At 38.4% G+C, this 21,253-nt stretch carries 23 protein-coding genes; 15 read left to right on the top strand and 8 right to left on the bottom strand.

The features are described from left to right. Positions 1 to 14 precede the first annotated feature (14 nt). The 5 genes from P3J6_RS08565 (at position 15) to P3J6_RS08545 (ending at position 4,395) form a co-directional block, all read left to right on the top strand. Complete coding sequence (locus P3J6_RS08565) at positions 15 to 518, top strand: phosphatase domain-containing putative toxin (protein ID WP_198522735.1); 504 nt, start codon at positions 15 to 17, stop codon at positions 516 to 518. Positions 519 to 520: 2 nt separating this feature from the next. Then, complete coding sequence (locus tag P3J6_RS08560) at positions 521 to 1,531, top strand: ArsJ-associated glyceraldehyde-3-phosphate dehydrogenase (protein WP_198522734.1); 1,011 nt, start codon at positions 521 to 523, stop codon at positions 1,529 to 1,531. Positions 1,532 to 1,540: 9 nt separating this feature from the next. Further along, on the top strand, positions 1,541 to 2,755 hold the full coding sequence (gene arsJ, locus P3J6_RS08555; RefSeq protein WP_198522733.1) for an organoarsenical effux MFS transporter ArsJ: 1,215 nt from the start codon (positions 1,541 to 1,543) through the stop codon (positions 2,753 to 2,755). Between the two features lie 435 nt (positions 2,756 to 3,190). Then, positions 3,191 to 3,913 carry a hypothetical protein gene (locus P3J6_RS08550; RefSeq protein ID WP_198522732.1) on the top strand — a complete coding sequence of 241 codons (723 nt, stop codon included), beginning with the start codon at positions 3,191 to 3,193 and terminating at the stop codon, positions 3,911 to 3,913. Next, on the top strand, positions 3,913 to 4,395 hold the full coding sequence (locus P3J6_RS08545; RefSeq protein ID WP_198522731.1) for a hypothetical protein: 483 nt from the start codon (positions 3,913 to 3,915) through the stop codon (positions 4,393 to 4,395). Before P3J6_RS08550 ends, P3J6_RS08545 begins: the two co-directional genes overlap by 1 nt. Before the next feature lie 91 nt (positions 4,396 to 4,486). On the opposite strand, the gene P3J6_RS08540 is transcribed toward P3J6_RS08545, so the two are convergent. Then, positions 4,487 to 4,624, bottom strand: coding sequence for a hypothetical protein (locus P3J6_RS08540; protein WP_198522730.1), 138 nt, complete (start codon positions 4,622 to 4,624; stop codon positions 4,487 to 4,489). Between the two features lie 141 nt (positions 4,625 to 4,765). On the opposite strand from P3J6_RS08540, the gene P3J6_RS08535 reads away from it, so the two are divergent. The 5 genes from P3J6_RS08535 (at position 4,766) to P3J6_RS08515 (ending at position 8,693) form a co-directional block, all read left to right on the top strand. Next, a complete protein-coding gene (locus tag P3J6_RS08535) occupies positions 4,766 to 5,506 on the top strand; it encodes a hypothetical protein (RefSeq protein WP_198522729.1) in 741 nt (246 codons plus the stop codon). A 110-nt stretch (positions 5,507 to 5,616) separates the two neighbouring features. Continuing rightward, a complete protein-coding gene (locus P3J6_RS08530) occupies positions 5,617 to 7,077 on the top strand; it encodes a hypothetical protein (RefSeq protein ID WP_198522728.1) in 1,461 nt (486 codons plus the stop codon). 88 nt (positions 7,078 to 7,165) lie between these two features. Beyond that, positions 7,166 to 7,567, top strand: coding sequence for a hypothetical protein (locus P3J6_RS08525; RefSeq protein ID WP_198522727.1), 402 nt, complete (start codon positions 7,166 to 7,168; stop codon positions 7,565 to 7,567). Between the two features lie 55 nt (positions 7,568 to 7,622). Further along, positions 7,623 to 8,066 carry a GNAT family N-acetyltransferase gene (locus P3J6_RS08520; RefSeq protein WP_198522726.1) on the top strand — a complete coding sequence of 148 codons (444 nt, stop codon included), beginning with the start codon at positions 7,623 to 7,625 and terminating at the stop codon, positions 8,064 to 8,066. Between the two features lie 432 nt (positions 8,067 to 8,498). Further along, positions 8,499 to 8,693, top strand: coding sequence for a (2Fe-2S)-binding protein (locus tag P3J6_RS08515; RefSeq protein WP_010389142.1), 195 nt, complete (start codon positions 8,499 to 8,501; stop codon positions 8,691 to 8,693). A gap of 106 nt (positions 8,694 to 8,799) precedes the next feature. Here the strand turns inward: P3J6_RS08515 and bfr (P3J6_RS08510) are convergent, their stop codons facing one another. The 4 genes from bfr (P3J6_RS08510) to P3J6_RS08495 all read right to left on the bottom strand — a co-directional run bounded on the left by bfr (P3J6_RS08510) (position 8,800) and on the right by P3J6_RS08495 (position 13,237). Further along, positions 8,800 to 9,264 (bottom strand): bacterioferritin, encoded by a 465-nt coding sequence (gene bfr, locus P3J6_RS08510; protein WP_008112262.1) that lies wholly within the window; start codon positions 9,262 to 9,264, stop codon positions 8,800 to 8,802. Between the two features lie 11 nt (positions 9,265 to 9,275). Continuing rightward, complete coding sequence (gene bfr / locus P3J6_RS08505) at positions 9,276 to 9,749, bottom strand: bacterioferritin (RefSeq protein WP_013463107.1); 474 nt, start codon at positions 9,747 to 9,749, stop codon at positions 9,276 to 9,278. A 220-nt stretch (positions 9,750 to 9,969) separates the two neighbouring features. Next, positions 9,970 to 12,108 carry a TonB-dependent receptor gene (locus P3J6_RS08500; protein ID WP_198522725.1) on the bottom strand — a complete coding sequence of 713 codons (2,139 nt, stop codon included), beginning with the start codon at positions 12,106 to 12,108 and terminating at the stop codon, positions 9,970 to 9,972. Between the two features lie 268 nt (positions 12,109 to 12,376). Beyond that, positions 12,377 to 13,237 carry a cation diffusion facilitator family transporter gene (locus P3J6_RS08495; RefSeq protein ID WP_054201286.1) on the bottom strand — a complete coding sequence of 287 codons (861 nt, stop codon included), beginning with the start codon at positions 13,235 to 13,237 and terminating at the stop codon, positions 12,377 to 12,379. Positions 13,238 to 13,496: 259 nt separating this feature from the next. Here P3J6_RS08495 and P3J6_RS08490 point away from each other — a divergent pair, with 259 nt between their 5' ends. From P3J6_RS08490 to P3J6_RS08475, 4 genes are all read left to right on the top strand, one after another. Next, positions 13,497 to 13,985, top strand: a complete 489-nt coding sequence (locus P3J6_RS08490; RefSeq protein ID WP_010389137.1) for a GNAT family N-acetyltransferase — start codon at positions 13,497 to 13,499, stop codon at positions 13,983 to 13,985. Positions 13,986 to 14,368: 383 nt separating this feature from the next. Further along, on the top strand, positions 14,369 to 15,721 hold the full coding sequence (locus tag P3J6_RS08485; RefSeq protein WP_198522724.1) for a DNA-3-methyladenine glycosylase 2 family protein: 1,353 nt from the start codon (positions 14,369 to 14,371) through the stop codon (positions 15,719 to 15,721). Further along, positions 15,718 to 16,185: a methylated-DNA--[protein]-cysteine S-methyltransferase gene (locus P3J6_RS08480; protein ID WP_138626956.1), complete on the top strand. Its 468-nt coding sequence runs from the start codon at positions 15,718 to 15,720 to the stop codon at positions 16,183 to 16,185. Before P3J6_RS08485 ends, P3J6_RS08480 begins: the two co-directional genes overlap by 4 nt. Positions 16,186 to 16,262: 77 nt before the next feature. Continuing rightward, positions 16,263 to 16,847 (top strand): thymidine kinase, encoded by a 585-nt coding sequence (locus tag P3J6_RS08475; RefSeq protein ID WP_178957351.1) that lies wholly within the window; start codon positions 16,263 to 16,265, stop codon positions 16,845 to 16,847. Here the strand turns inward: P3J6_RS08475 and ltaE are convergent. Both ltaE and rlmF read right to left on the bottom strand, forming a co-directional pair. Beyond that, entirely contained in the window at positions 16,830 to 17,834 is a 1,005-nt protein-coding gene (gene ltaE, locus P3J6_RS08470) for a low-specificity L-threonine aldolase (protein WP_008112280.1), read from the bottom strand. The genes P3J6_RS08475 and ltaE overlap by 18 nt on opposite strands. Before the next feature lie 19 nt (positions 17,835 to 17,853). Then, positions 17,854 to 18,786 (bottom strand): 23S rRNA (adenine(1618)-N(6))-methyltransferase RlmF, encoded by a 933-nt coding sequence (gene rlmF, locus P3J6_RS08465; protein ID WP_198522723.1) that lies wholly within the window; start codon positions 18,784 to 18,786, stop codon positions 17,854 to 17,856. Between the two features lie 129 nt (positions 18,787 to 18,915). Here rlmF and P3J6_RS08460 point away from each other — a divergent pair, with 129 nt between their 5' ends. Further along, a complete protein-coding gene (locus P3J6_RS08460) occupies positions 18,916 to 19,824 on the top strand; it encodes an alpha/beta fold hydrolase (RefSeq protein WP_198522722.1) in 909 nt (302 codons plus the stop codon). On the opposite strand, the gene P3J6_RS08455 is transcribed toward P3J6_RS08460, so the two are convergent. Then, entirely contained in the window at positions 19,793 to 21,235 is a 1,443-nt protein-coding gene (locus P3J6_RS08455) for a tetratricopeptide repeat-containing sulfotransferase family protein (protein WP_198522721.1), read from the bottom strand. The two genes, P3J6_RS08460 and P3J6_RS08455, sit on opposite strands and share 32 nt — an antisense overlap. Positions 21,236 to 21,253: the final 18 nt, after the last annotated feature.

The following is a 21,253-nucleotide window of genomic DNA, read 5'->3' as shown; positions in this document are numbered from 1 at the left end:
TTAAGAGGACTCTTATGCAAACTCACCCTTATGACAAACTAACACTTGATAATGGCGCTAGTTTTATATTTACGCCATGCCCAGGAACGAAAGAGGTTGATTTAACAGCATCGGTAAGGCAACTCAAAGATGCGGGAGCACAAGCGATTGTCACTCTGATGTATGACGCAGAAATAAAGAAAAACGAGGCCGAAACACTACCTCAAGTTTGTAACGAACAAGGCATAAAATGGTTTCAGTTACCTATTTTAGATGATGATGCGCCTAATGATGACTTTGCAACGGCGTTCAGATCTTACCTTAATGACGTGTTAGCTATTTTGCGTAGTCAGGGCACGATAGCTGTGCACTGTAAAGGCGGTTCAGGTCGCACGGGCTTAGTGATTGGAATACTGATGTATGAGTTAGGTTACAACAAGACAAGCATTATTAACCAAGTACAGAAAGTACGCCCTAAGGCGCTTTCTAATCCTGTGCAACTTTCATTTTTTAATGAATATCAAAAAGTAGGAGTTTAACTATGACAATTAAAATTGGTATTAACGGTTTTGGCCGCATGGGCCGATTAACGCTTAGAGCAGCCTTTGGTTGGCAAAATATTGAGTTTGTGCAAATCAACGATCCTGCTGGCAACGCAGAAACACTGGCACACCTATTAAAGTACGATTCAGTGCATGGCACTTGGTCACAGGATGTATCTAATGATGACAATAATGTGATAATCAACGGTCAAGCTATTCGGGTCACTCAAAATCAAGCAATTAACGATACGGATTGGTCTGAATGTGATGTCGTCATTGAAGCATCAGGTAAAATGAAAAAAACCGTTCTACTGCAAGCCTACTTAGATCAGGGTGTTAAGAAAGTAGTGGTCACTGCACCAGTGAAAGAAGAAGGCGTACTCAATGTGGTGATGGGGGTTAACGACCACCTTTATAATGCTGAACAACATGCTATTGTTACAGCAGCGTCTTGCACCACAAATTGCTTAGCACCAGTGATAAAAGTATTACAGGATAAAATCGGTATCAAACATGGTTCAATGACGACCATCCACGATATAACTAATACTCAAACCATTTTAGATGCACCGCATAAAGATTTGCGTAGAGCGCGTGCCTGTGGCATGAGTCTTATTCCAACCACTACAGGCTCAGCAACGGCTATTACCCATATTTTCCCTGAATTAAAAGGCAAATTAAATGGTCACGCCGTTCGTGTACCACTGGCAAATGCATCAATAACTGATTGTGTATTTGAAGTTGAGCGTCCAACAACTGAAGCTGAAATTAACGCTTGGCTGAAAGAAGCGGCTGAAGGCGAGTTAAAAGGTATTTTGGGCTATGAAGAAAAGCCGCTAGTGTCAATTGATTATAAAACTGACCCGCGTTCAAGCATTATCGATGCGCTATCAACAATGGTCGTTAACACTACTCAGGTGAAGCTGTATACATGGTATGACAACGAGTGGGGATACGCGAATAGAACAGCTGAGCTTACTCGTAAAGTTGGTCTATCAATAAAAGGGTAATGTGACACTATGAAGCGCTTGGCATCATTATCAGACGATATTAAACAATACCTCGTGGTCACAGGCAACTATTGGGCATTTACCTTAACGGATGGCGCACTACGTATGTTAGTAGTGCTTCATTTCCATGCGTTAGGTTATAGCCCGCTTAGTATTGCTATGCTGTTTTTGTTTTATGAAATCTTTGGCGTTGTAACCAACTTGATTGGCGGCTTCTTAGGTGCTCGTCTAGGGCTAAATAAAACCATGAACATTGGTTTGGCTATTCAAATTGTTGCCTTGCTCATGCTAGCTGTTCCCTCTGAATGGTTAACAGTTGTATATGTGATGATTGCCCAAGCGCTTTCTGGTATTGCCAAAGACTTAAATAAAATGAGTGCTAAAAGTGCTATCAAGTCGTTGGTTACCGATGGGCAAGAAGGCACGCTTTTTAAATGGGTAGCTATATTAACAGGATCCAAAAATGCTTTAAAAGGCGTTGGCTTTTTCTTGGGTGGTTTACTGTTAACCTTATTTTCGTTTAAAGGTGCAGTTTTGCTGATGGCAGGTGTATTGGCACTTGTATGGTGTTACAGCCTTTACGCTTTAAAAAGTGATTTAGGAAAAGCGAAGAGCAAACCTAAGTTCACCGATATATTCTCAAAAAGTCGTTCAATTAACCTCTTGTCGGCTGCACGACTATTCTTGTTTGGTGCCCGTGATGTCTGGTTTGTGGTTGCACTGCCCGTATTTTTGTCGCAAGCCTTTAATTGGGATCATTGGACTGTAGGCGGCTTCTTGGCACTATGGGTGATTGGTTACGGTTTCGTACAATCTATCGCACCTAAGGTAATGAACCTCAAAGAAGGGTTTTCGCCTGCTACAGAAACAACCAAATGGGCGAGTTTACTGGCACTGGTTACATTAGGTATAGCCTTATCCCTGTATTTTAATTGGCAAGTAAAAACAGTACTCATCGCTGGTTTAATGTTGTTTGGTGTACTGTTCGCCATTAATTCATCGCTGCACAGTTATTTGATTGTTAGCATGGCAGATGCCGACGGTGTTTCTCTCGATGTTGGCTTTTACTATATGGCTAATGCGATGGGGCGTTTGATTGGTACAGTATTGTCAGGCTGGATTTTTCAGCTATATGGGTTAGCGGCTTGTTTAGCGATATCGTTTGTATTTATTGCACTGGCTGGGTTTTTCTCAACAAAGTTACCAACAACAGCAACTAAATAAGCATATAGCGGATTTAATAACTATCCTATGACACTCATCCGTTAGGGATAGTTAACTACCCATGATGGTAATAAGCTTTTAGCTTAGCGATTACATTGTGGCACAAAATTATTGTCTTTCTAAAATGAGTGAACGTATAAATTAGCTCAAAGGGACCTATAAAGTATTTACTCTAGAGCGTTTTGAGGCAGAGGGAAGGTATACTGCATGATTGAAATTGGCACTGAGCCGAACTTCGGCTGTTAGCGACAACCGGACGGTCATTCTTTCATATCAAATACATTTAAGATTTCCCTGACTTGAACTAACTATTGTATTGGAAATAGCAATTTGGCTCCTATATAAGGAATAATATGAGTAGCGTGAGATAAGATTTACTTAGCTACTTTATGTTAATGTAAATAAGGTAATAATTAACTTTTTAAGGTTGAAGTAATGGAATATAACAATCTATCCAAGCTTGTAAAAAAAGTTCTCAAAACAGATCAAAGTGGTAATACAACAATGCCCTCAAGACGCGAAATGACAAGCAAAATTTTTGCGTTTATTATGCTTATTCCTGGAATTACCAGCATTGTGATGACAGTAACAAGCGAAGGAGGGGAAAGTATTTTCTTCGCGATTTCTGCAAGCTTCTTTTTAAGTATATCTATATTGCTTTTTGGTCGAAAGAGCCGCTTAGAGTTTAACGGGACAGAAAAACAGCTTAATTTAAAAACCGCATTATGGGGTTACTTTCAAAGAAGTAAAGTTATTACATCGTTTGATACACTATCATTTGAATTAAGTAGTATAGGCGCGCAAGGCCCTTATCAAATTAAGTTTGTTGATCAGTTATATGAATTTAAACAGTATACAGATGCTAAGATGTTCATTTCGTTTTTATATAAAAAATATAATATTATTACTGCTGAAACCATATCGGATTGGCCAAATAAAACGCCGATAAGGTTTGCTCAAAGCGAATTAGATATTTCACCACAAATTGCTCATGATAGCACAAAAGCTAATTCAAACTCTCATCTGGAAGATGTAGATTTTAATAGAGAGGATCTTGTTTTCATTGAAATATGGGATCGCAAATCGCTAATAAAATTATCCCTGCCATTTTTTGTTTTTACAGCCATTGCCGGCTTAGTTAAATACGGAGTGCTGTAATGTATTTTAAAGAACTATCTAGTGAGCTAGCTATTTATCGACAACCAAGGTTAACTAGATTATTGCTAGTTTTGTTGTGTGGTTTCTTTTTATTTATCGGGCTAATTAATGTGTTTAATTCTGATGAAGCAAAATCATTACCGATATGGGTATCTGGGTTTATATGCTGGCTAGGTTGGAGTGGCTCGTTTGGTGGCTATGTATGTCGTTTTGATCTCGCGAAACAAACCTTGGAATTAAAGTCGAGTAGTTTATATACTATTTTTAAACGTGTTTATCAATTATCAGATATTAAAGGTTTTAAAGCTATACCAAGAAAAGGCTACACACATAACTATAGATTATATGCAGTGTTAACTGATAATACTCATGTTGCTTTCGCAAGCTACAAAGGACGAGGATTTGCAGTTAAGGAGTGTATAAAAATGGCTGACTTTGTCAGTAAGCCTTATCAAATCAATATTGATACAGCTCCATTATAATTTTATGAGAACTAAGTAGCGCGGATTAACATACTTTTTAGAAACCAATACCAAACGCTTAGTTGTACTCCGGTGTTTATGGAGTTTAAGCTTAGCTCGCTACAAAAGAATTCGGGTATGAGCGATAATCGGTCATCGAGATTGGCTGAATATCGTCGTTAATTGATTGGTTAAACTGCTCTTTGCGCATATATTCATGAAAATGAGCGCTGCCCGCATATTGGTTCATTTAACTTTACCTAAAAAATTTAGAAAACTTAGTGATAGTAATGCCTTAGGTAATTTGTTAAAACTATATAAAGTAGATAAATGAGCGTTAAGTCGGCAGAAATATGCGCGATGAGCGCACTATTAAATTGTTAGGTTTCAAATGATATTACTTCGCAAGTCTTGGTTTCGAATATTAAGTATTAGCTTAATCGTAATATCATTAAATATTATATATTTACTTAATAATGAAGAAATATTAAGAAGTGACATTTTAACGGCTTTAAAGAATTCTACTTTAATATTTACGTTATGTGCTGTTCTCTCCATCGCACTTTTTACGAATTATATAAAAGGATTAAGGGATTCATATAATAATCAAGTAGTGGCTATAAGAGATATGTTAGGTGAATTTCTTGATAAATATAAACACACAGAACAAATTGAAATAAGGCAGTACAAAGAACAGGTTATTTATCCATTATTAGAAAGCAATCATGCTGAATGGGATGATGCTATTTTTATTAATTCAAAGCTTGACGCCTTAGATTTACTACAAGAACAACTTGTTGTAATTAATAAGCAAGATCCTGAATGTTTTTATAGATATATTCTCAGGTTAGAGGATGAATTTAATAAGCTTGGTTTATTGTTTGTGCGTAGAATAGCAACCTCATTACATTTAAAAACATTCAAAAGTGTATTCACTTTAATAATAATTGGTTTAATCGTAACAGGGACTGCATATTTACTCCCTCATACGGTACTTTTTGATTTTATAACTTTTAATTTCTCTACCCTGATATTTACCTTTTCTGTATTTGAATTAGTTATTTTAGTTGGTTATTTAATTCAAGAAGCTAAAGAGGAAATGCCTGAGGTCCAAGGCGAGAATGAAACCTAACAAGAACATTAAACGGAAAATTTACAGTTGGCTGTTTTTCGTTCCTCAAAATTTTAGCCAACTATAATTTTCCGCTTATGTAAGCGTTATATTTCAAATGGAGTCTTTAAGTGAGTCAGCAGGAATTACACGATTTAATTATTTATCAAGATAGGTATTTTGAGATATTAACGGAGTTTTTCCTCTGCGTTACAGGCTGTTTGCCACGTGATTTTTCTCCATTGGAGAGCTTCTCTGACTCAATTCAAGGAATGGCATCTGTTTTAAGAGAGAACCCTAAAAGAGCTGAAAAGTCTATGATGGCCTTTTCAAGTCTCGAAAAAAATCTTAAGAAATTATATTCAGAAGAAGGTGGTAAAGCTTTTAGTGCAGCCAAGAAATTAGATGCATGTAAATTGAACTTGGGAGGGAGTAGTCGCTTTTTACAAACACAGTTAAATGCTACACGTAAATCACTTCTCTATTCCGATACAGTTTTAATTCCAGACCCTGTCATGCCGTGGTTAGAAAAAAAACGTGATGAAGAAAAGTTTAATCATGTCATACCCCTTCAAATGGCTTTTTTCATATTGCATTTGTCTGACATTAAAGGTGACGAGTTTGATCTACCGCCATTTATTGTTTTTCCAAGCTTTGAAAAATCACTTGAAGAACACGATCAGCAAACGCAAGAAAATAGTGTTCAACTTATCACCGATGTGTTTTCACATTATGTCGATTCAGGTATAGCGCGCCCGCAAGATATAATGGAGTTCGCTACAAATCACCCCGACCAATACTTTCAAAAGATAGAAGAGGCAAGACTTTTTGTTTCACCAGGTTCTGAGCCAGGGGAGTCTGTGAAAGTAGAATTAGAAAATTATAAAGCTGAAATGAGGCAGTGGAGGTCAGAAGATTGGTGTAATGAGTTATTTTCGAATGGTGATGCAAGTGTTGTAACTAATGCGATCTTTGAACGTATTATGCCAAATTATCATTTACTAGAAAATGCAGATGAACTTAGGAGTCATCCATTTCTGTGTGTTAATGCGCAGGCGCATTATTACCAGCTTATTGCAAATATGAAGAATGCATCTGCTGGTGAAGTTGCGTCATTTGACCCATCTACATCAGCAATTTTACAGTCTCTTACATCTAAAAGACTTGATTATTTAGCTAATATTGAAGACTCGCAACTTGTGGCATTGAGAAAGACAGATGAAAATATTGAGTTTAGAAGAGAGTTAAGAGATTTAGTTAACAGCTTACCTAATACCAAGGTCGAAGATTTAGGGTATGTTGCTGCTGAAGTGTGCTCCCATATTGAAAGAGCAATATCGAAACATGAGAAGCAAGTTTCATTATTTAATGATAAATATCAAGCAAAGCATAAATACACAGCTTTAATTGCTGGTGGTACATTAGGTGTAACTATGTTTCCCGTTTTAGCTCCTTTCTTAGGTGCGTTACTTCCCCTTGGTGCGGCTGCAACTACAGGTAAGTATGTTTCAGATAAACTTGATGAAAAAGCTGAAATTGGACAATTTTCTCACTCCATGATGGGAGTAATTTCGCGAGCAAAAGGGAAGTGAAATATAACAAGACGCTGCTACGGAAAATTTACTCGCTGGCGCTCCTAAATTTCCGCAGAGCGCGGCGTTAGTTTTCAATGGAGAGTAGATGAACATTTTAAGTAAATTAGTCATTGTCAGTATTGTATTACTCATTACTGGCTGCGCTAGTATTTTAGGTGTCACTGGTGCGGATACTGGAAAAAGAATTAACGATAACTGGGTTGCATATAACGTCACTCATCCGGGGCTTACAATTAAAATTATCGTACCTTATGCTCCCGGTTTAATGCCAATATCTACGGTTGGTAAATCATCACCGTCGCCGTTGAGACATACTATTATATTTGGAACCAAATCAAATCAACATAAGCTTGAAGTTGTAGGTAAGTACAAAAAAGAACTGTACTTTGATAATAAGTTTTATGGTTCAATTTGGTCGGGTGAAGTTTTGATTCGAGACGGTAGCCTTTCAATAGACGGTAAGTTGGTATCAGTAACAGAAAACTAACAAGTGCAGTCAACGGACAAATTTTACTGCAAGCGTTATGTGTCATCGAGGTATTGTGAAAATTTCAAATTTAGTAGATTGTCCGAGTGAAATTGAGGTTGTCGCCAATTGGTATTTTAATGAGTGGGATCATAAGGATTCGGAAGCGACGCTAGAAAATGTTATCGAAAAGGTTTCTTCAATTTCAAACCGAACCGCATTTGTAGCTCATATTGACGGTGAATTAGCAGGAGCTGGAGAATTAAAATATCGCGAATACTCTGACTATCCTAGCTATAACCATTGGCTAGATGGAATCTATGTACCTATAGAACATCGAGGGAAAGGTATATCAACAGCACTAATCGAATTTGCTAAATCAAAGTCAATTGAGTTACAAATACCAGCTATATATCTTCGTTGTGAAGAGCACCTCGTGAAACTTTATGAATCTCATGGTTTTCAAGTTGTCTGTGTTGAAGAAACTAAGTTCATAATGGAATTTAAAGTGAACACATAACAAGGGCTTTCAAGTCGGACAAATTACAGTTGGCTTTTTGTTCGTGCCTCACTTATTTTAGCCAACAGCAATTTACCGCTTAAAACGGCGTTACCACTGTCTGCAAATGGCATAAACCGGAAATAGCTCACGCATTAATTCTATATTTATACATTAAGGCTTCTTCAGACTTAATGTAATTCATTTTAATCATTCAACTATTTACCTAAACCTACTTAAATTCAAGGCGAGACTTTAGTTAATAAATCTCAATCTGAGTGCTACACCTTGCTTTAAATTCAAACAATTATCAAGCTGCCGCGAATTCTCAACTTAAGTGGCGTTGGCCAAAAAAATGCAAAAAATTTAATTTTTGATCAAAAACCAATTGATAACTATTTTCGTTTAGATTAATATAAACCCACTAAATGAAATTGAGAGTTGTTTGTATTCATGTATGTTTGTCTTTGTCACGGTGTGACCGATAAAAAAATTGAGCAAACCATCGACGATGGTGCTACTACCATGCGCGAGCTAACTAAAGAGCTTAAAGTGGGCAGCCAATGCGGTAAGTGTTGTTGTTGTACTAAAAAGATCCTCAATCGTAAACTGATTCAAATTGCAGATATAACCGATCAAGTGGCTTAATAGTAATCTACATAAATAGGCCTACCTAAACGAATTGGTATAACATGTAAAAATTAAACATAAAAAAAGCAGCCTTAGCTGCTTTTTTTGTATTTATAACTTTAACTTACAGTTGCGATTGTAAGTAGTTTTCAAGCCCAGTGTTTTTGATCAGTAGTTGCTGTGTTTCTAGCCAATCAATTTGCTCTTCTTGCTCATTTAAAATGTTATCGAGCGCTTCACGGCTAATGTAATCTTTCTTACTTTCAGCGAGTTTAATCGCAGCACGTAGCTCGTCTACTGTATCAAGTTCAAAGCTCATGTTAGCAGCAATCATTTCTTCGCTGTTTTCGCCTATACGTAAACGTCCTAAATCTTGAAGGTTCGGCAGGCCTTCTAAAAATAAAATACGCTCAATTAAACGGTCGGCGTTTTTCATCTTTTGTATCGATACTTTGTAATCAGCTTTGTCTAGTTTACTAAAACCAAAATCTTTAAACATGCGTGCATGTAAAAAGTATTGGTTAATACCCACAAGCTCATTAGCAAGTACTTTATTTAGTGCTGCAATAACGTCTTTATCGCCTTTCATAATATAAGTCCTTATTCGCCCATTTGAGCTTGGTGATAGTTTTGAGTGCCAATTTTGTCAATCAGACCCAGTTGTTGCTCTAACCAGTAGACGTGATCTTCTTCGGTATCAAATAATAGCTTTTCTAAAATTTCACGAGATTGATAATCTTGCTGTTGTTCACAGATAGCAATAACCTCTTTAACACACTCAACCACTTCAAGTTCTAAGGTTAAGTCGTTTTGCATCATGCTTTTTACATCGTCACCAATTAACAGATCACGACGTTTAGTCATGTTTGGTACGCCTTCTAAAAAAAGAATACGCTTAATTAGCCAGTCAGCGTGGTCTTTTTCTTCTTCCATTTCATGGTTAAGACGCTCATAAAGTTTGTTTAGGCCCCAATCGTCGTACATACGAGAATGAATAAAATACTGGTCAATAGCAGCTAATTCGTTAGCTAACAATGTATTGAAGGCGTCGATTACTTTTTGATTACCTTTCATAGCGCTTATCCTAAAAATTCTAATTGTGGCTAGTCTAGTATATAGGCACAGAATTGCAAGTAATTTACTTATAAATCATATGGTTAATATTGAGTTTGATTCTCGTTTAAGTTTGCATTGCTGGTTGATAAATGGACAGGTTGTTATTTGTATTTTAGATCAGCAAGTTAGTTGAGGGTATAAGCGCGTTCATACCGTAAAAGTATGAACGCGTAAGTGATTAAAATTGATAAGTAACACCTACTGTGGCCGTGGTACCTAAACCTTTAATGTTGTATCCACCATAGGTGTAAGATTGTGCACGGGCTGGGAAGTAGTCTTGGTTAAATAAGTTTTCTACCCCGATAAAACTTTTCCAGTTGTCTGCAAACTGATACTGACCGCTTAAATTAAAAACCGTGTAGTTATCGACAGGCCCCTGATCGCCAACATATTTACTATTATCATTAGGCTCAAAGCGTTTTCTATCACCCACATACAAGTAACTTAATGTTAGTGACAGGGTATCCGTAGGCTGCCAGTTAAGGTTTGCTGTGGCTTTTGGTGGACTGATTTGCTTAGAGCCTAAATATATATCTGCTTCAGTATTTTTACCTTCTACATAACTATACGTTGCCAGTAATTTAAGAGATGGGCTTATGGTGTAGTCTACTAAGGCTTCATAACCCCAAATTTCTTGAGGTGCTCTAACCGGTTCATAAACACCGGTTACTTCATTAAATTTGTTTGTAGTACCAAGCTCAGAGGTGCTTCGATATGCTGCGACTTCTAAACGAACTGCATCAAATTGAGAATTAAAACCAATTTCATAATTATCGATAATTGAAGCTTGAGTTTGAATAAGGCCTATATCATTTACTGTGGCAGAGCGAAGTAGGCGGCCAATATCTGATATATCAGATCCCTGTGAGTAGTTTAAAAAGGGGCTGAATTTTTCATCTAGATTGTATTTAATGCCCACGTTATAGGTCGTAGCATTGTAATCAACCGTGTCGCCTTTTACGCTAATTGGCACAGAGCATTGCGTGGCCGTTTTACATAATTTAAGCGTGCGATAATCATCTACGCTAAGGTCGATATTTTCTTTGCGTACACCGGCCTTTATTATTAAGTCATTAGCAATAACCCACTTAGTTTGTAAAAAGCCCGCGACACTTTTCATGTCCATTTCTGGCACCCAAACACGCCCATCAACCAGCGGTTGTGCAGTTACATCATTTAACGCATCAATTCCGTAAATAAATGACGCTTCAACTGAGTCAAAGTCCACCTGGGTATTAAAAGTTGCTCTGGCGCCTTTTTTTTCTGAACTTATAACTGATTGACCACCTTGATAATTCTCATCAGGATTGGCAAGGTTTGGAGAGAAGAAAAACACATTTTCTATATCTTGCGTATAGAGGTCTAACGTCATTTGTGTGTTTTCAAACAGTGCGTAGTCGGTGTATTTTAAGGTTATATTTTCGTTGCCTTCTGGCCCTTGTGGTTTACCTTGCTTTTGTAATTCTGACGGCACATGAATGGCGTAGGTTTTTTCTCCTAGGCTCATATCACCAACAACATCGCCTAAGTCGGTTTTTTGTTGTGAACTGAAGTAGTTATAACTAAATTGGAGTTGCTTTTCATCATCAAAGTCATAGCCAAGCTTAGTGAAGTAATTTTGTGTAACGGCATCAGATAAACCATATTGTAAACCGAGAACATCGCCTTGCGAATCGCGTTGTACACCGTTTTCTTCATAGCTTGCAGTTACTAAGTAGCTAAATTTATCTGCACGACCATTCAATGCTGCAGATAACCTTGCGCCTGCGCTTTCTTCAAGTTTTACCGCACTAAAACGACTCGATAAGCTTATTTCACCTTTGGTTTGGCCATCGCTTTGTGCTTGCTTGGTAATATAGTTAATAATTCCGCCTGATGCGCCGTTACCATAAATTGACGTTGCTCCTTTTATGACTTCTATTCGACCTATTGCGCTTGGATCTAAGGTTTTTACCCCTAATGATCCGTTACGCAGTGGCGTTGACTGTGGCACGCCATCAATCATGATCAGTGGGGCACGCCCGCGTAAAGTTTGTCCTGAATTACTTGAGCTTCCAGTATCTGGAGCAAGACCGGGAACCATTTGTGCTAAAAGGCTTTGTAATTCTGGATTAACTTTTAAATGCGCTTCTATTTGCTTTTGACTAATAATAGTTATGGAAGCAGGGACCTCATCAATACTTTCAAAAACACGACTACCCGAAACAATAACGTGCTCCATTTCTGTTTGATTTAAATTTCTTTGGATCGTTGATTCGTCTGCAATACTGGCGCCACTGACTATTAATGCTATTAAGCTCAGAGATGTTTTAAACATGCGGGTCCTTCGTTTGAATGGTTTTAGTTGTATTAATGATGGGCGCAATATTAAGAGTAATTTAAAGTAAACGCAAGGTTAATGATAATTGTTTTTATTTGCATGCATGCTATTGCAAGCTATAGGGGGTCAGATATAACGTTGCGTTAAAAATAGATGCTCGTAACGGCAGTTGATTATTGTTAGCAGGCCTTCTGCGTTTTGTTGCACAAGTCATAAAAATAAAGATGTGTTCAGTTTTAATTACAAAGTACTTTGTATAATCAAACTAAGGTGAACAACACTCAATTACGCAGTGTTCAATTGCAAATTCATCATGTAAATAGTGTTTTATGGCATTAAGCTCAATAGGGGTATCTGTTTGCATCACAATTTCACAGTGAGTGGTAGTATCGTCCAGTTGCCACGCTTTTATGGATTTTATTTGCGTAATAGCAAACTGTTGCAGTAATTTCTTGCTTATAAGTTGCTGATCAAAACCAATGGGTGCTGCTTGCATTAAAATGCTGCAGCTGGCTTTCAGTAATAGCACGCCATGATAAATAACGTATAGTGATATTAATATTGTCGCTATTAGATCAACTACATACCACTGGTATAAAATGATTAAAGTACCGGCAATAATAACGACTATTGATGCCATTGCATCAGACACATTATGAATAAACGCCGCCTTTATATTCATGTTGTTTTTAGCGCCGGCTTTAAAGGTTAATAACGCAGTGACTAAATCAATGAGTAGCGCCACTGCGGCAACCCATACAATGATCCAGCCATTGATAGGTTGGGGGTTTAAATAACTATTTATGGCTTCAAAAATTAAATAACCCCCGATCACTATTAACGTAGTGCTATTAAAAAGGGTTGCTAGTATTTCTGCGCGTTTGTAGCCAAAATGATGGGTTGTATCAGCCTGTTTATTGCCAATTTTTCGGGCAACGAGGGCAATAAAAATAGAGGCCGCATCACTTAGGTTATGTAATGCATCGGCAATTAATGAAAGGCTGCCAGAAAATACGCCACCAACAACTTGCACTGCAGTCAGTAAAACATTTATAAATACGGCAAGGGTGAGCTGTTTATCACTTTGGTTATCATCAACGTGACTATGTGAGTGACCATGACCCATTCTAGTTAAACTCCCTTATTGCTTTACTTTTTACCCATAATGACAACTTTTTACCATTTATAAAAGCGCTGTTTTAATTTGTTTTTTAGATATCGTAATGGCTAAATTTAAATAAGCCCGTGATAGTTACGTATTGAATATAAAAACGATATGCTAGGGTATAAATAAATGTATTAATGGCTTAAGTTATCATAATTATTTAGGCACTTTTTATTTTAAATTTAATAGGCATAAAAGTCGTTTTGAAGGGTTAATAACAATGAACACAGCAATAGAAATTCGCGATGCACAGCCAAGTGATGCAAAAACAATTCTGCATTTTATTAATGAGCTTGCCATTTACGAAAAAGAGCCAGATGCAGTTAAAACAGATGAACAAGCAATTTTAGATACACTGTTTTGCGACGGCGCAACAGCGCACAGTTTAATTTGTTTACAAGATGATGAACCAATTGGTTTTGCGGTGTATTTTTACAACTACTCTACTTGGTTAGGTAAGAATGGTCTCTATTTAGAAGATTTATATGTTAGCCCAGATAGCCGTGGAAATGGTGCCGGTAAAGCTATCATGAAAGAGCTGGCAAACAGAGCAATAAGCAAAGACTGTGGCCGCTTTGAGTGGGTAGTGCTTGATTGGAATAAACCCGCGATTGATTTTTACAATAGCATGGGCGCTGAGCCACAGAATGAATGGATTATATATCGCTTAACGGGCCAAGCATTGATTGATTTTGCAAACAAAGATTAGGGTCTGTTGACCTTTTAAGGTTAAATTTGCAGCAGTCTGTTTGGTATTTAGGCAAGGCAGCGCCTAAGTGGTGTGGTTATTCCCCATAAATAGGCGATAACGCAGCATCAATGCCAAACAGGCGCTGCCCTTCGGGTTCTGCCTAGGGGCGATTTACTCTTTGTTGCCTACATGGATGTAGGTAAGGGGCGTGAGCAGGACGCGGAAGCTTTGCTCGGTTTTTACTTAGCCCACTAGGTTACAAACCTCGCGCCGCGATTAAACCGCCCCTAGTTTGAACAAATTTTAATCCGCAAAGGTTAACAGACCCTAGTGCCGAATATGGCCAGTAATATACCTAGTTTTTGTTAAGCTAAGCGCTACATAACTTATAAGAGCAATTTATGGTTAATCAGCATTGGCAAAAAGCGCGTCAGAGCCGCGATGCGCGTTTTGATGGGCTTTTTTATGTAGCGGTAAAAACCACAGGTATTTATTGTCGGCCAATTTGCCCCGCGCCCACTGCGCATGAAAAAAATGTAACCTACTATCAGTTTGCGCACTCTGCTGCGCAAGCAGGGTTTAGGCCTTGTATTCGTTGCAGGCCCGATAGCGCACCAGGTAGTGCTGCTTGGCAGGGAGCAAAAACCACTGCATTGCGTGCTAAGCAGTTAATTGATCAATATCACGAGTGCGATTGTGAAGTTCTTGCTGCGCGTTTAGGAATAAGCAGCCGCTATTTAAGGCGGCTTTTTTCTCAATATTTTGGTCTTTCAGTAACTCAATATCGGTTATTTAATCAATGCCATTTTGCAAAAAAATTGATTCAAGAAACCAGCTTACCGCTTACCGAGATAGCGTTTGCTTCCGGCTTTAAAAGTGTGCGACGATTCAATGATGCTTTTTTAAAACAACTTAATATCGCGCCCTCAGCGCTCAGAACCGCCAAGCACTCAACTGATCTTGGGCTCACCTTAACTTTGCCTTTTCGTCCGCCATATAACTGGCAAGCATTGCATGGGTTTTTAGCAAAACGACTTATAGAGCCAATAGAGTGGTTAACGCCAACCAGTTATGGGCGTACTTTTACTTATAAATCGTGTAGAGGCCGCTTTAATGCTGAATTTATTGCAGATAAACATCATTTTCGGGTGCAAATTGATATAGATAATACGCAATATTTACAGCCAGTTATTAACAACATTCGCCGTGTACTTGATTTAGATGCAGATACTTATTTAATTGAGGCGCATTTAAGCGAACACATTAATAATGCATTTCCACTTACTAAAGGCTTAAGGTTACCGGGTATTTGGTCAACCTATGAAGCGGGTATTCGCGCTGTGTTAGGTCAGCAGGTGAGTGTAACTGCGGCGCATAATTTAGTGACTCAATTAGTGCAACAGCTTTCAGAGCAACAAGAGGGAAAGGTGTACTTTCCAACACCTGAAGTAGTGGCAGGTAGTGATTTTGCTTTTTTTAAAATGCCGCAGGCACGTAAAAATGCACTGCATAATCTCGCTGAATTTTGTGCTATTAACCCCAAGGAAGATGATTCAGACCAATGGCTTACTTTAAAAGGAATTGGCCCTTGGACGGTTAATTACGCAAAACTGCGCGGTCAAAGCCAACCCGATATTTTACTTGATGGCGATTTAGGGGTTAAAAAAGCCCAAGCTGCAGCAAGCTCGTTTGAATCTGCGAACTGTGCACCATTTCGATCTTACTTAACTTTTCAACTTTGGCAGCAATTATGATAGTGCAAACCAGTTTACCCAGCCCGATTGACGATATTATTATTCAGGCAACTGAAAACGGTATTAGTTATGTGGGGTTTTATCCACCGACCAGTTATATCAGTACGCCTTTAAATAAGGTGACTAATTCACATGTTTTATCTTGTGTGGCGCAGCTTAATGAGTACTTTGCTCATACGCGTACTGAGTTTGATTTAGAGCTTGATACTGGCGGTACGCCATTTCAGCAAAGCGTATGGCAGGCATTACAAAGCGTACCGTTTGCTAAAGTGGCAACCTATAAAGATATTGCCATACAATTAAATAATCCTAAAGCAGTGAGGGCGGTGGGGGCTGCAAATGGAAAAAACCCAATCAGTATTATTGTGCCGTGTCACCGCATTATTGGTGCAAATAAAAAGCTAACTGGTTATGCTGGTGGCTTAGAGCGTAAGCAATGGTTACTAGAGCACGAAGCAAAATAAATAAAATAGCGTTTCCAAATTTGTATTCTCTGCACTTTAGGGTAGCATAAGCGCACTTTTTATTTGAAGGCACGGCCATGGCGCAATTATACTTTTACTACTCTGCAATGAATGCAGGTAAATCAACCACTTTATTACAATCAGCGTTTAATTATAAAGAGCGCGGTATGGAGCCGGTGATCCTCACGGCTGCCATTGACGATAGAGCAGGAGTGGGCAAAGTATCCTCACGTATAGGCCTTCAAGCAGATGCACATATTTATGATGCTAATAAAGACGTATACGAGCTAATAAAATCGCTCAATAGTGATAAAAAACGCCATTGTGTACTCGTGGATGAATGTCAGTTTTTATCTAAAGATCAAGTTATGCAGTTAACCGATGTAGTCGATGAGTTAGGTATTCCCGTATTGTGTTACGGCTTAAGAAACGACTTTAGAGGTGAGTTATTTAGCGGCTCGCAATATTTACTTGCTTGGGCTGATAAGTTAATAGAACTTAAAACGGTGTGTCATTGTGGGCGTAAAGCAAATCACGTATTACGTACCGATGAAAATGGCGAGGCTATTGCCGATGGCAACCAAGTAGAAATTGGCGGCAACGACCGTTATGAATCGGTGTGCCGCAAACATTATAAAGCCGCGTTAAATATGGGCCGTTAAGGCTTTAATAAAGGTATCTATATCCGCTTTGGTAATACCTAAATGGGTTACTAGCCTAAGTTGCTTACTTGGGCTAAACACAATGTCCTGTGCTTTTAAATCGGCTGCTAGTTTTGTGATGTTTATGTTGTTATCAAACGTAGCGTAAACCATGTTTGTGGTATTACTCATGTTTACGTTAAAACCTGCCACGTTATTTAACTGCTTTGCTAAATAACGTGCATTAGCGTGGTCATCGACTAAACGTTGAGTGTTATTTTCTAAAGCATATTGCCCCGCAGCAGCTAATATACCCGCTTGGCGCATACCGCCGCCAAGCACTTTTCGCCAGCGTCTTGCTTTGGCTATCAATGCTGTTGAACCAAGCAATAATGAACCAACAGGTGCACCTAATCCTTTTGATAAGCAAATAGATACAGAGTCAAAATGTTGGGTTATTTCTTTAATATCAACGTTAAGCTCGGCAGCGGCATTAAAAGCGCGAGCGCCATCTAAATGCAGTGCTAAGTTATGTTGGTTAACAAATTCGCGTGCTTTGAGTAAATAATCAATACCGAGTACTTTACCACCTATGGTGTTTTCAAGGCTTAACAGGCGGGTTTTTGCAAAGTGGCTATCATCGGGTTTAATTGCTGCAGCAATTTTAGTAAAACATAGACTACCATCGGCTTCATTTTCAATAGGCTGTGGCTGAATAGAGCCTAAAACGGCAGCGCCACCGCCTTCAAACTTGTAGTTATGAGCATTTTGGCCACATATATACTCGTCGCCGCGTTCACAATGGGCCATTAATGCAAGCAGATTTGTTTGTGTGCCTGAGCTACAAAAAAGTGCATCTTGCACATTAAAACGTAATCGAGCATAAGCTTCTAATTGGTTTACACTTTCATCATCGCCATAAACGTCGTCGCCGACGGGGGCATGATACATAATATCCCGCATTTTGCTGCACGGCTTTGTTACTGTATCTGAGCGAAAATCTATCATGGGGTGTCCTTAAGTGGCTTTATACTAATTCTTCACAAATTTGTTCTCGGGTGGCTTTATCAAAATAGCTCCATGCAATAAAGCGACTGACTTTTTGTCCTTGTGCCATTTCAACAATTTTAAATTCACTAATAGGCTGTTGTTTTAGCTGTGCTTCTAAGGCTGCTAGAGTTTCTTTTTTAGAAACCAACGAGGTAAACCAAATTACTTGGTCACTGTGATCCCTGCTTTCTTTGATCATGTTAGAAATGAATGCTAACTCACCACCTTCACACCACAGCTCATTACTTTGTCCGCCAAAATTAAGTGCTTGCGAAGGCGCTTTGCCTAAGTTTTTCCATTTACGTTCACTGCCTTTATTGGCTTCTTCTGCACTGGCGTGAAATGGCGGGTTACACATCGTTAAATGATACAAATCTTTCGCATTAACCACCCCTTTAAAAATATGCTCGGGATTTTTTTGTTGTTTAAGCGTTATTTTTAGATTATTGAACTGAGCGAGCTGCTTGGCTATTTTTATTGCTGCAGAGTCTATGTCGCTGCCAGTAAAGTGCCATTGGTATTCGCTATTGCCCGTTAGCGGGTAAACTAAGTTAGCGCCAGTGCCTATATCAAGCACTTTAATTTGTCGGCCAGTGGGGATAACCTGCTGATTATCTTCGCTGAGTAAGTCAGCTAAGTAATGAATATAATCTACTCTACCTGGAATAGGTGGGCATAAGTTGTGCTCAGGAATGTCCCAAAAGTTAATGTTGTAATGACTTTTTAATAGCGCCTGATTCAAGGTTTTTACAGCTAAGTTATTACTAAAATCAATACTTTGATTGCCTGCTGGAGTCGTAATTAAAAAAGCAGTTAACGAAGGGGTTTGCGAGGTAAGCAAATTAAAATCGTAACCATTTTTGTGTTGATTGCGCGGATGTAATTTAGAACGAGTTGATTTTGCTTTCATGAGGCTTTTTTAACAACAGGAATAAAAGCCAATAATAACAAATACAGACAGAAAAAGTGCATAATTTTCCCTTTGGCTTACCAGTTATTACTGGTAGGATGAGTTGTTAGCAATTATAAGGAATTCGCTTTGGCAGTTACTCAAGAGTCTGTTTTTATTAAATTAGGTGACCATCAAACACTGCATTTGCGCCGTATTGCAAACCAGCAGCCAAGTGGGCCTGTGGTGCTATTAATTCATGGCGCGGTAGAAAATGGCAAAATATTTTACACTCATAGCAATAAAGGGTTAGCGCCTTTTTTAGCTGAACAAGGGTATTGTTGCTACGTAGCTGATTTACGCGGGCGTGGTGAAAGTAAGCCAGCTATTTGTAAGCAAGCACGGTATGGACAAACTGAGGCGATTGTTGAAGATATTCCGGCATTCATTGAAAAAATTGAACAGTTAGAGAGTAAAAAACCTGACTTTTTAGTGGCTCATTCTTGGGGTGGGGTGTTGCTTAATAGCGTGTTTGCTCGCTTTCCTGAGCTGATAAACGATGTAAAAGCGTGTGCCTATTTTGGTTCAAAGCGTTCGCTATTTAATAACCATCCTAAAAAGTTATTTCAGGCCAATTTGATTTGGTATTTTATGGCACCAATTTTAGCGAAAAAACACGGTTATTTACCGGCAAAACGCTTAAAGTGGGGCAGCGATGATGAAACTCAAAAGTCGCACTATCAAAGTATGCAGTGGGCGAAGCAAAATCCGTGGATAGACAGTGATGACGGCTTTGATTACGCTAAAACATTAGCAAGCCTTACGCTTCCTCCAACGTTACATATTGCGGCAGTAAAAGATAAAGCATTGGCACAGCCTATCGATATTCAAAAGTTTATTGATGAGTCAGGTACTGGGGTGCAAAAAATGCAAATATATGGCCGCCGCTTTGGGCACAAAGTAGATTACGATCATATTAATATGCTTACTCACCCACAGGCACGCCAAGAGCAGTTTATGGATGTGCTTAATTGGTTTGAGGCAACGAGAGCAAACTAAGTAAAGGTGCTTCATAACGCTGCCACTTATCAAGGCTTTTGTTATTTACAGGTTGCCTGATGGCATGTTTACTAAGCGTTGTAACTGCGCTTTTATTTTTGTAAAAGTCTAAACAAGTGTGTTCAAATTCGCAGCCCGTAAAACTCAATAGTGCGGTTAATTGTTCCTTTGGATTTTCAATTAGCTGCTCATAACTTAAATTATAAATAGCTAAGCGGTTAAACTGCTGCCAATGGCTCATTAGTTTTTCATAAAGCTGATGATACAAAGTAAACTCATTTAAATCACAAAAATAGGGTTCGTTTTCAGCAAAGTAATTAGTAAACACTGAAAAGGCGGTTGCATGAAAGTTACGGGTCAGGTTAATAAACTTAGCATCTGGGAATAAAATATAAATTAGCCCTAAGTTTTGGTAGTTGCTCGGCAGTTTATTGATCACAAATGGGCAGTTGCCCCCAAAAGAGCTTAACGTTTCTAAATAAATATCTCTGGCTTGGTTAATTAAAGGCGTTGTTAGTTTAGCTAAACATTGAGGGTAGCGTAATCTTGTTTTATGTTCTAAAAAAGCAACTACCTTACTACTAATACTGGTGTCTTCTCCAAGCGTTGCCCATTGACTGTGCCCTGATAACATTTGCTCAAGTAGGGTTGAACCGCTGCGTGGCATGCCAATAATAAACACGGGTGTGACAGGGTACTGTTTATTTAGTTTTGCTAAATTGAGCACACTTTCATTGTTATATTCAATAAGTTGATCATAAAACTCAATTAAATCCTCAGTATTAAATTCACTGAGTTTACGTTGTTGCTGATTGGCAATAACAAAGTAATTAAATGCTTGATCAGTATCATCTAACTTGTCGTAACTTTTAGCTAAAGCATAGTAACAGACCATTTTTAAGCGTAGGTTATTTGTTTGCGTTAAAAAATGGTGTAACTGATCAATGTAATTATTTGCTTTATTAAAGCGCCCTAATTGTACCAATTCAAATAAAACATAAGCCGTAACCGGTGCTATCCCAAGCTTTAATGCCTCCTCAAATGTGGCCTGCGCTTTATCAAGCTCGCCAAAGTTTAAATAGTGCTGAGCTAAATAATAATGAGTGTCTGGATTTTCTGTAGCAATACTGGTTGCGTATTCGAGTACTTTTTGCGCATCTTCAGGGGAGTTGACCGCATTAAATGCATCACTTAGTGCATATAAGGGTTCTAATACATAGGGTAGATGCTGACACGCCCGTTGTAGTATATAAACAGCGGCATCAAATTGTTCTAAACGCAATGCTACTTTACCTAGACCAAATAGGGCGTCACCATTGTCTGGCTCTGATTGTAAAAGCGTTTTGAAATGAAACTCAGCTTCTCTAAGCTTGTTTTGTGATAATAACTCATTTGCTTTTTTTAGTAGCATAATACAACTAATATTCTT

It is taken from the genome of Pseudoalteromonas sp. 3J6, assembly GCF_903995135.1.
Classification (GTDB): domain Bacteria; phylum Pseudomonadota; class Gammaproteobacteria; order Enterobacterales; family Alteromonadaceae; genus Pseudoalteromonas.
Note: the sequence above shows the minus strand (reverse complement) of the source record. Positions and strands in the feature narration are given on the sequence as shown.

Bases quoted from the DNA above. Each gene is read 5' to 3' on its own strand.
- P3J6_RS08540 (WP_198522730.1), bottom strand. From the start codon at position 4,624: ATGAACCAATATGCGGGCAGCGCTCATTTTCATGAATATATGCGCAAA.
- bfr (WP_008112262.1), bottom strand. From the start codon at position 9,264: ATGAAAGGCGATAAAGACGTTATTGCAGCACTAAATAAAGTACTTGCT.
- P3J6_RS08455 (WP_198522721.1), bottom strand. From the start codon at position 21,235: ATGCTACTAAAAAAAGCAAATGAGTTATTATCACAAAACAAGCTTAGA.
- arsJ (WP_198522733.1), top strand. From the start codon at position 1,541: ATGAAGCGCTTGGCATCATTATCAGACGATATTAAACAATACCTCGTG.
- P3J6_RS08515 (WP_010389142.1), top strand. From the start codon at position 8,499: ATGTATGTTTGTCTTTGTCACGGTGTGACCGATAAAAAAATTGAGCAA.
- P3J6_RS08550 (WP_198522732.1), top strand. From the start codon at position 3,191: ATGGAATATAACAATCTATCCAAGCTTGTAAAAAAAGTTCTCAAAACA.
- P3J6_RS08560 (WP_198522734.1), top strand. From the start codon at position 521: ATGACAATTAAAATTGGTATTAACGGTTTTGGCCGCATGGGCCGATTA.
- P3J6_RS08490 (WP_010389137.1), top strand. From the start codon at position 13,497: ATGAACACAGCAATAGAAATTCGCGATGCACAGCCAAGTGATGCAAAA.
- rlmF (WP_198522723.1), bottom strand. From the start codon at position 18,786: ATGAAAGCAAAATCAACTCGTTCTAAATTACATCCGCGCAATCAACAC.
- P3J6_RS08525 (WP_198522727.1), top strand. From the start codon at position 7,166: ATGAACATTTTAAGTAAATTAGTCATTGTCAGTATTGTATTACTCATT.
- ltaE (WP_008112280.1), bottom strand. From the start codon at position 17,834: ATGATAGATTTTCGCTCAGATACAGTAACAAAGCCGTGCAGCAAAATG.
- P3J6_RS08500 (WP_198522725.1), bottom strand. From the start codon at position 12,108: ATGTTTAAAACATCTCTGAGCTTAATAGCATTAATAGTCAGTGGCGCC.
- P3J6_RS08495 (WP_054201286.1), bottom strand. From the start codon at position 13,237: ATGGGTCATGGTCACTCACATAGTCACGTTGATGATAACCAAAGTGAT.
- P3J6_RS08485 (WP_198522724.1), top strand. From the start codon at position 14,369: ATGGTTAATCAGCATTGGCAAAAAGCGCGTCAGAGCCGCGATGCGCGT.
- P3J6_RS08535 (WP_198522729.1), top strand. From the start codon at position 4,766: ATGATATTACTTCGCAAGTCTTGGTTTCGAATATTAAGTATTAGCTTA.
- P3J6_RS08475 (WP_178957351.1), top strand. From the start codon at position 16,263: ATGGCGCAATTATACTTTTACTACTCTGCAATGAATGCAGGTAAATCA.
- bfr (WP_013463107.1), bottom strand. From the start codon at position 9,749: ATGAAAGGTAATCAAAAAGTAATCGACGCCTTCAATACATTGTTAGCT.
- P3J6_RS08545 (WP_198522731.1), top strand. From the start codon at position 3,913: ATGTATTTTAAAGAACTATCTAGTGAGCTAGCTATTTATCGACAACCA.
- P3J6_RS08565 (WP_198522735.1), top strand. From the start codon at position 15: ATGCAAACTCACCCTTATGACAAACTAACACTTGATAATGGCGCTAGT.
- P3J6_RS08480 (WP_138626956.1), top strand. From the start codon at position 15,718: ATGATAGTGCAAACCAGTTTACCCAGCCCGATTGACGATATTATTATT.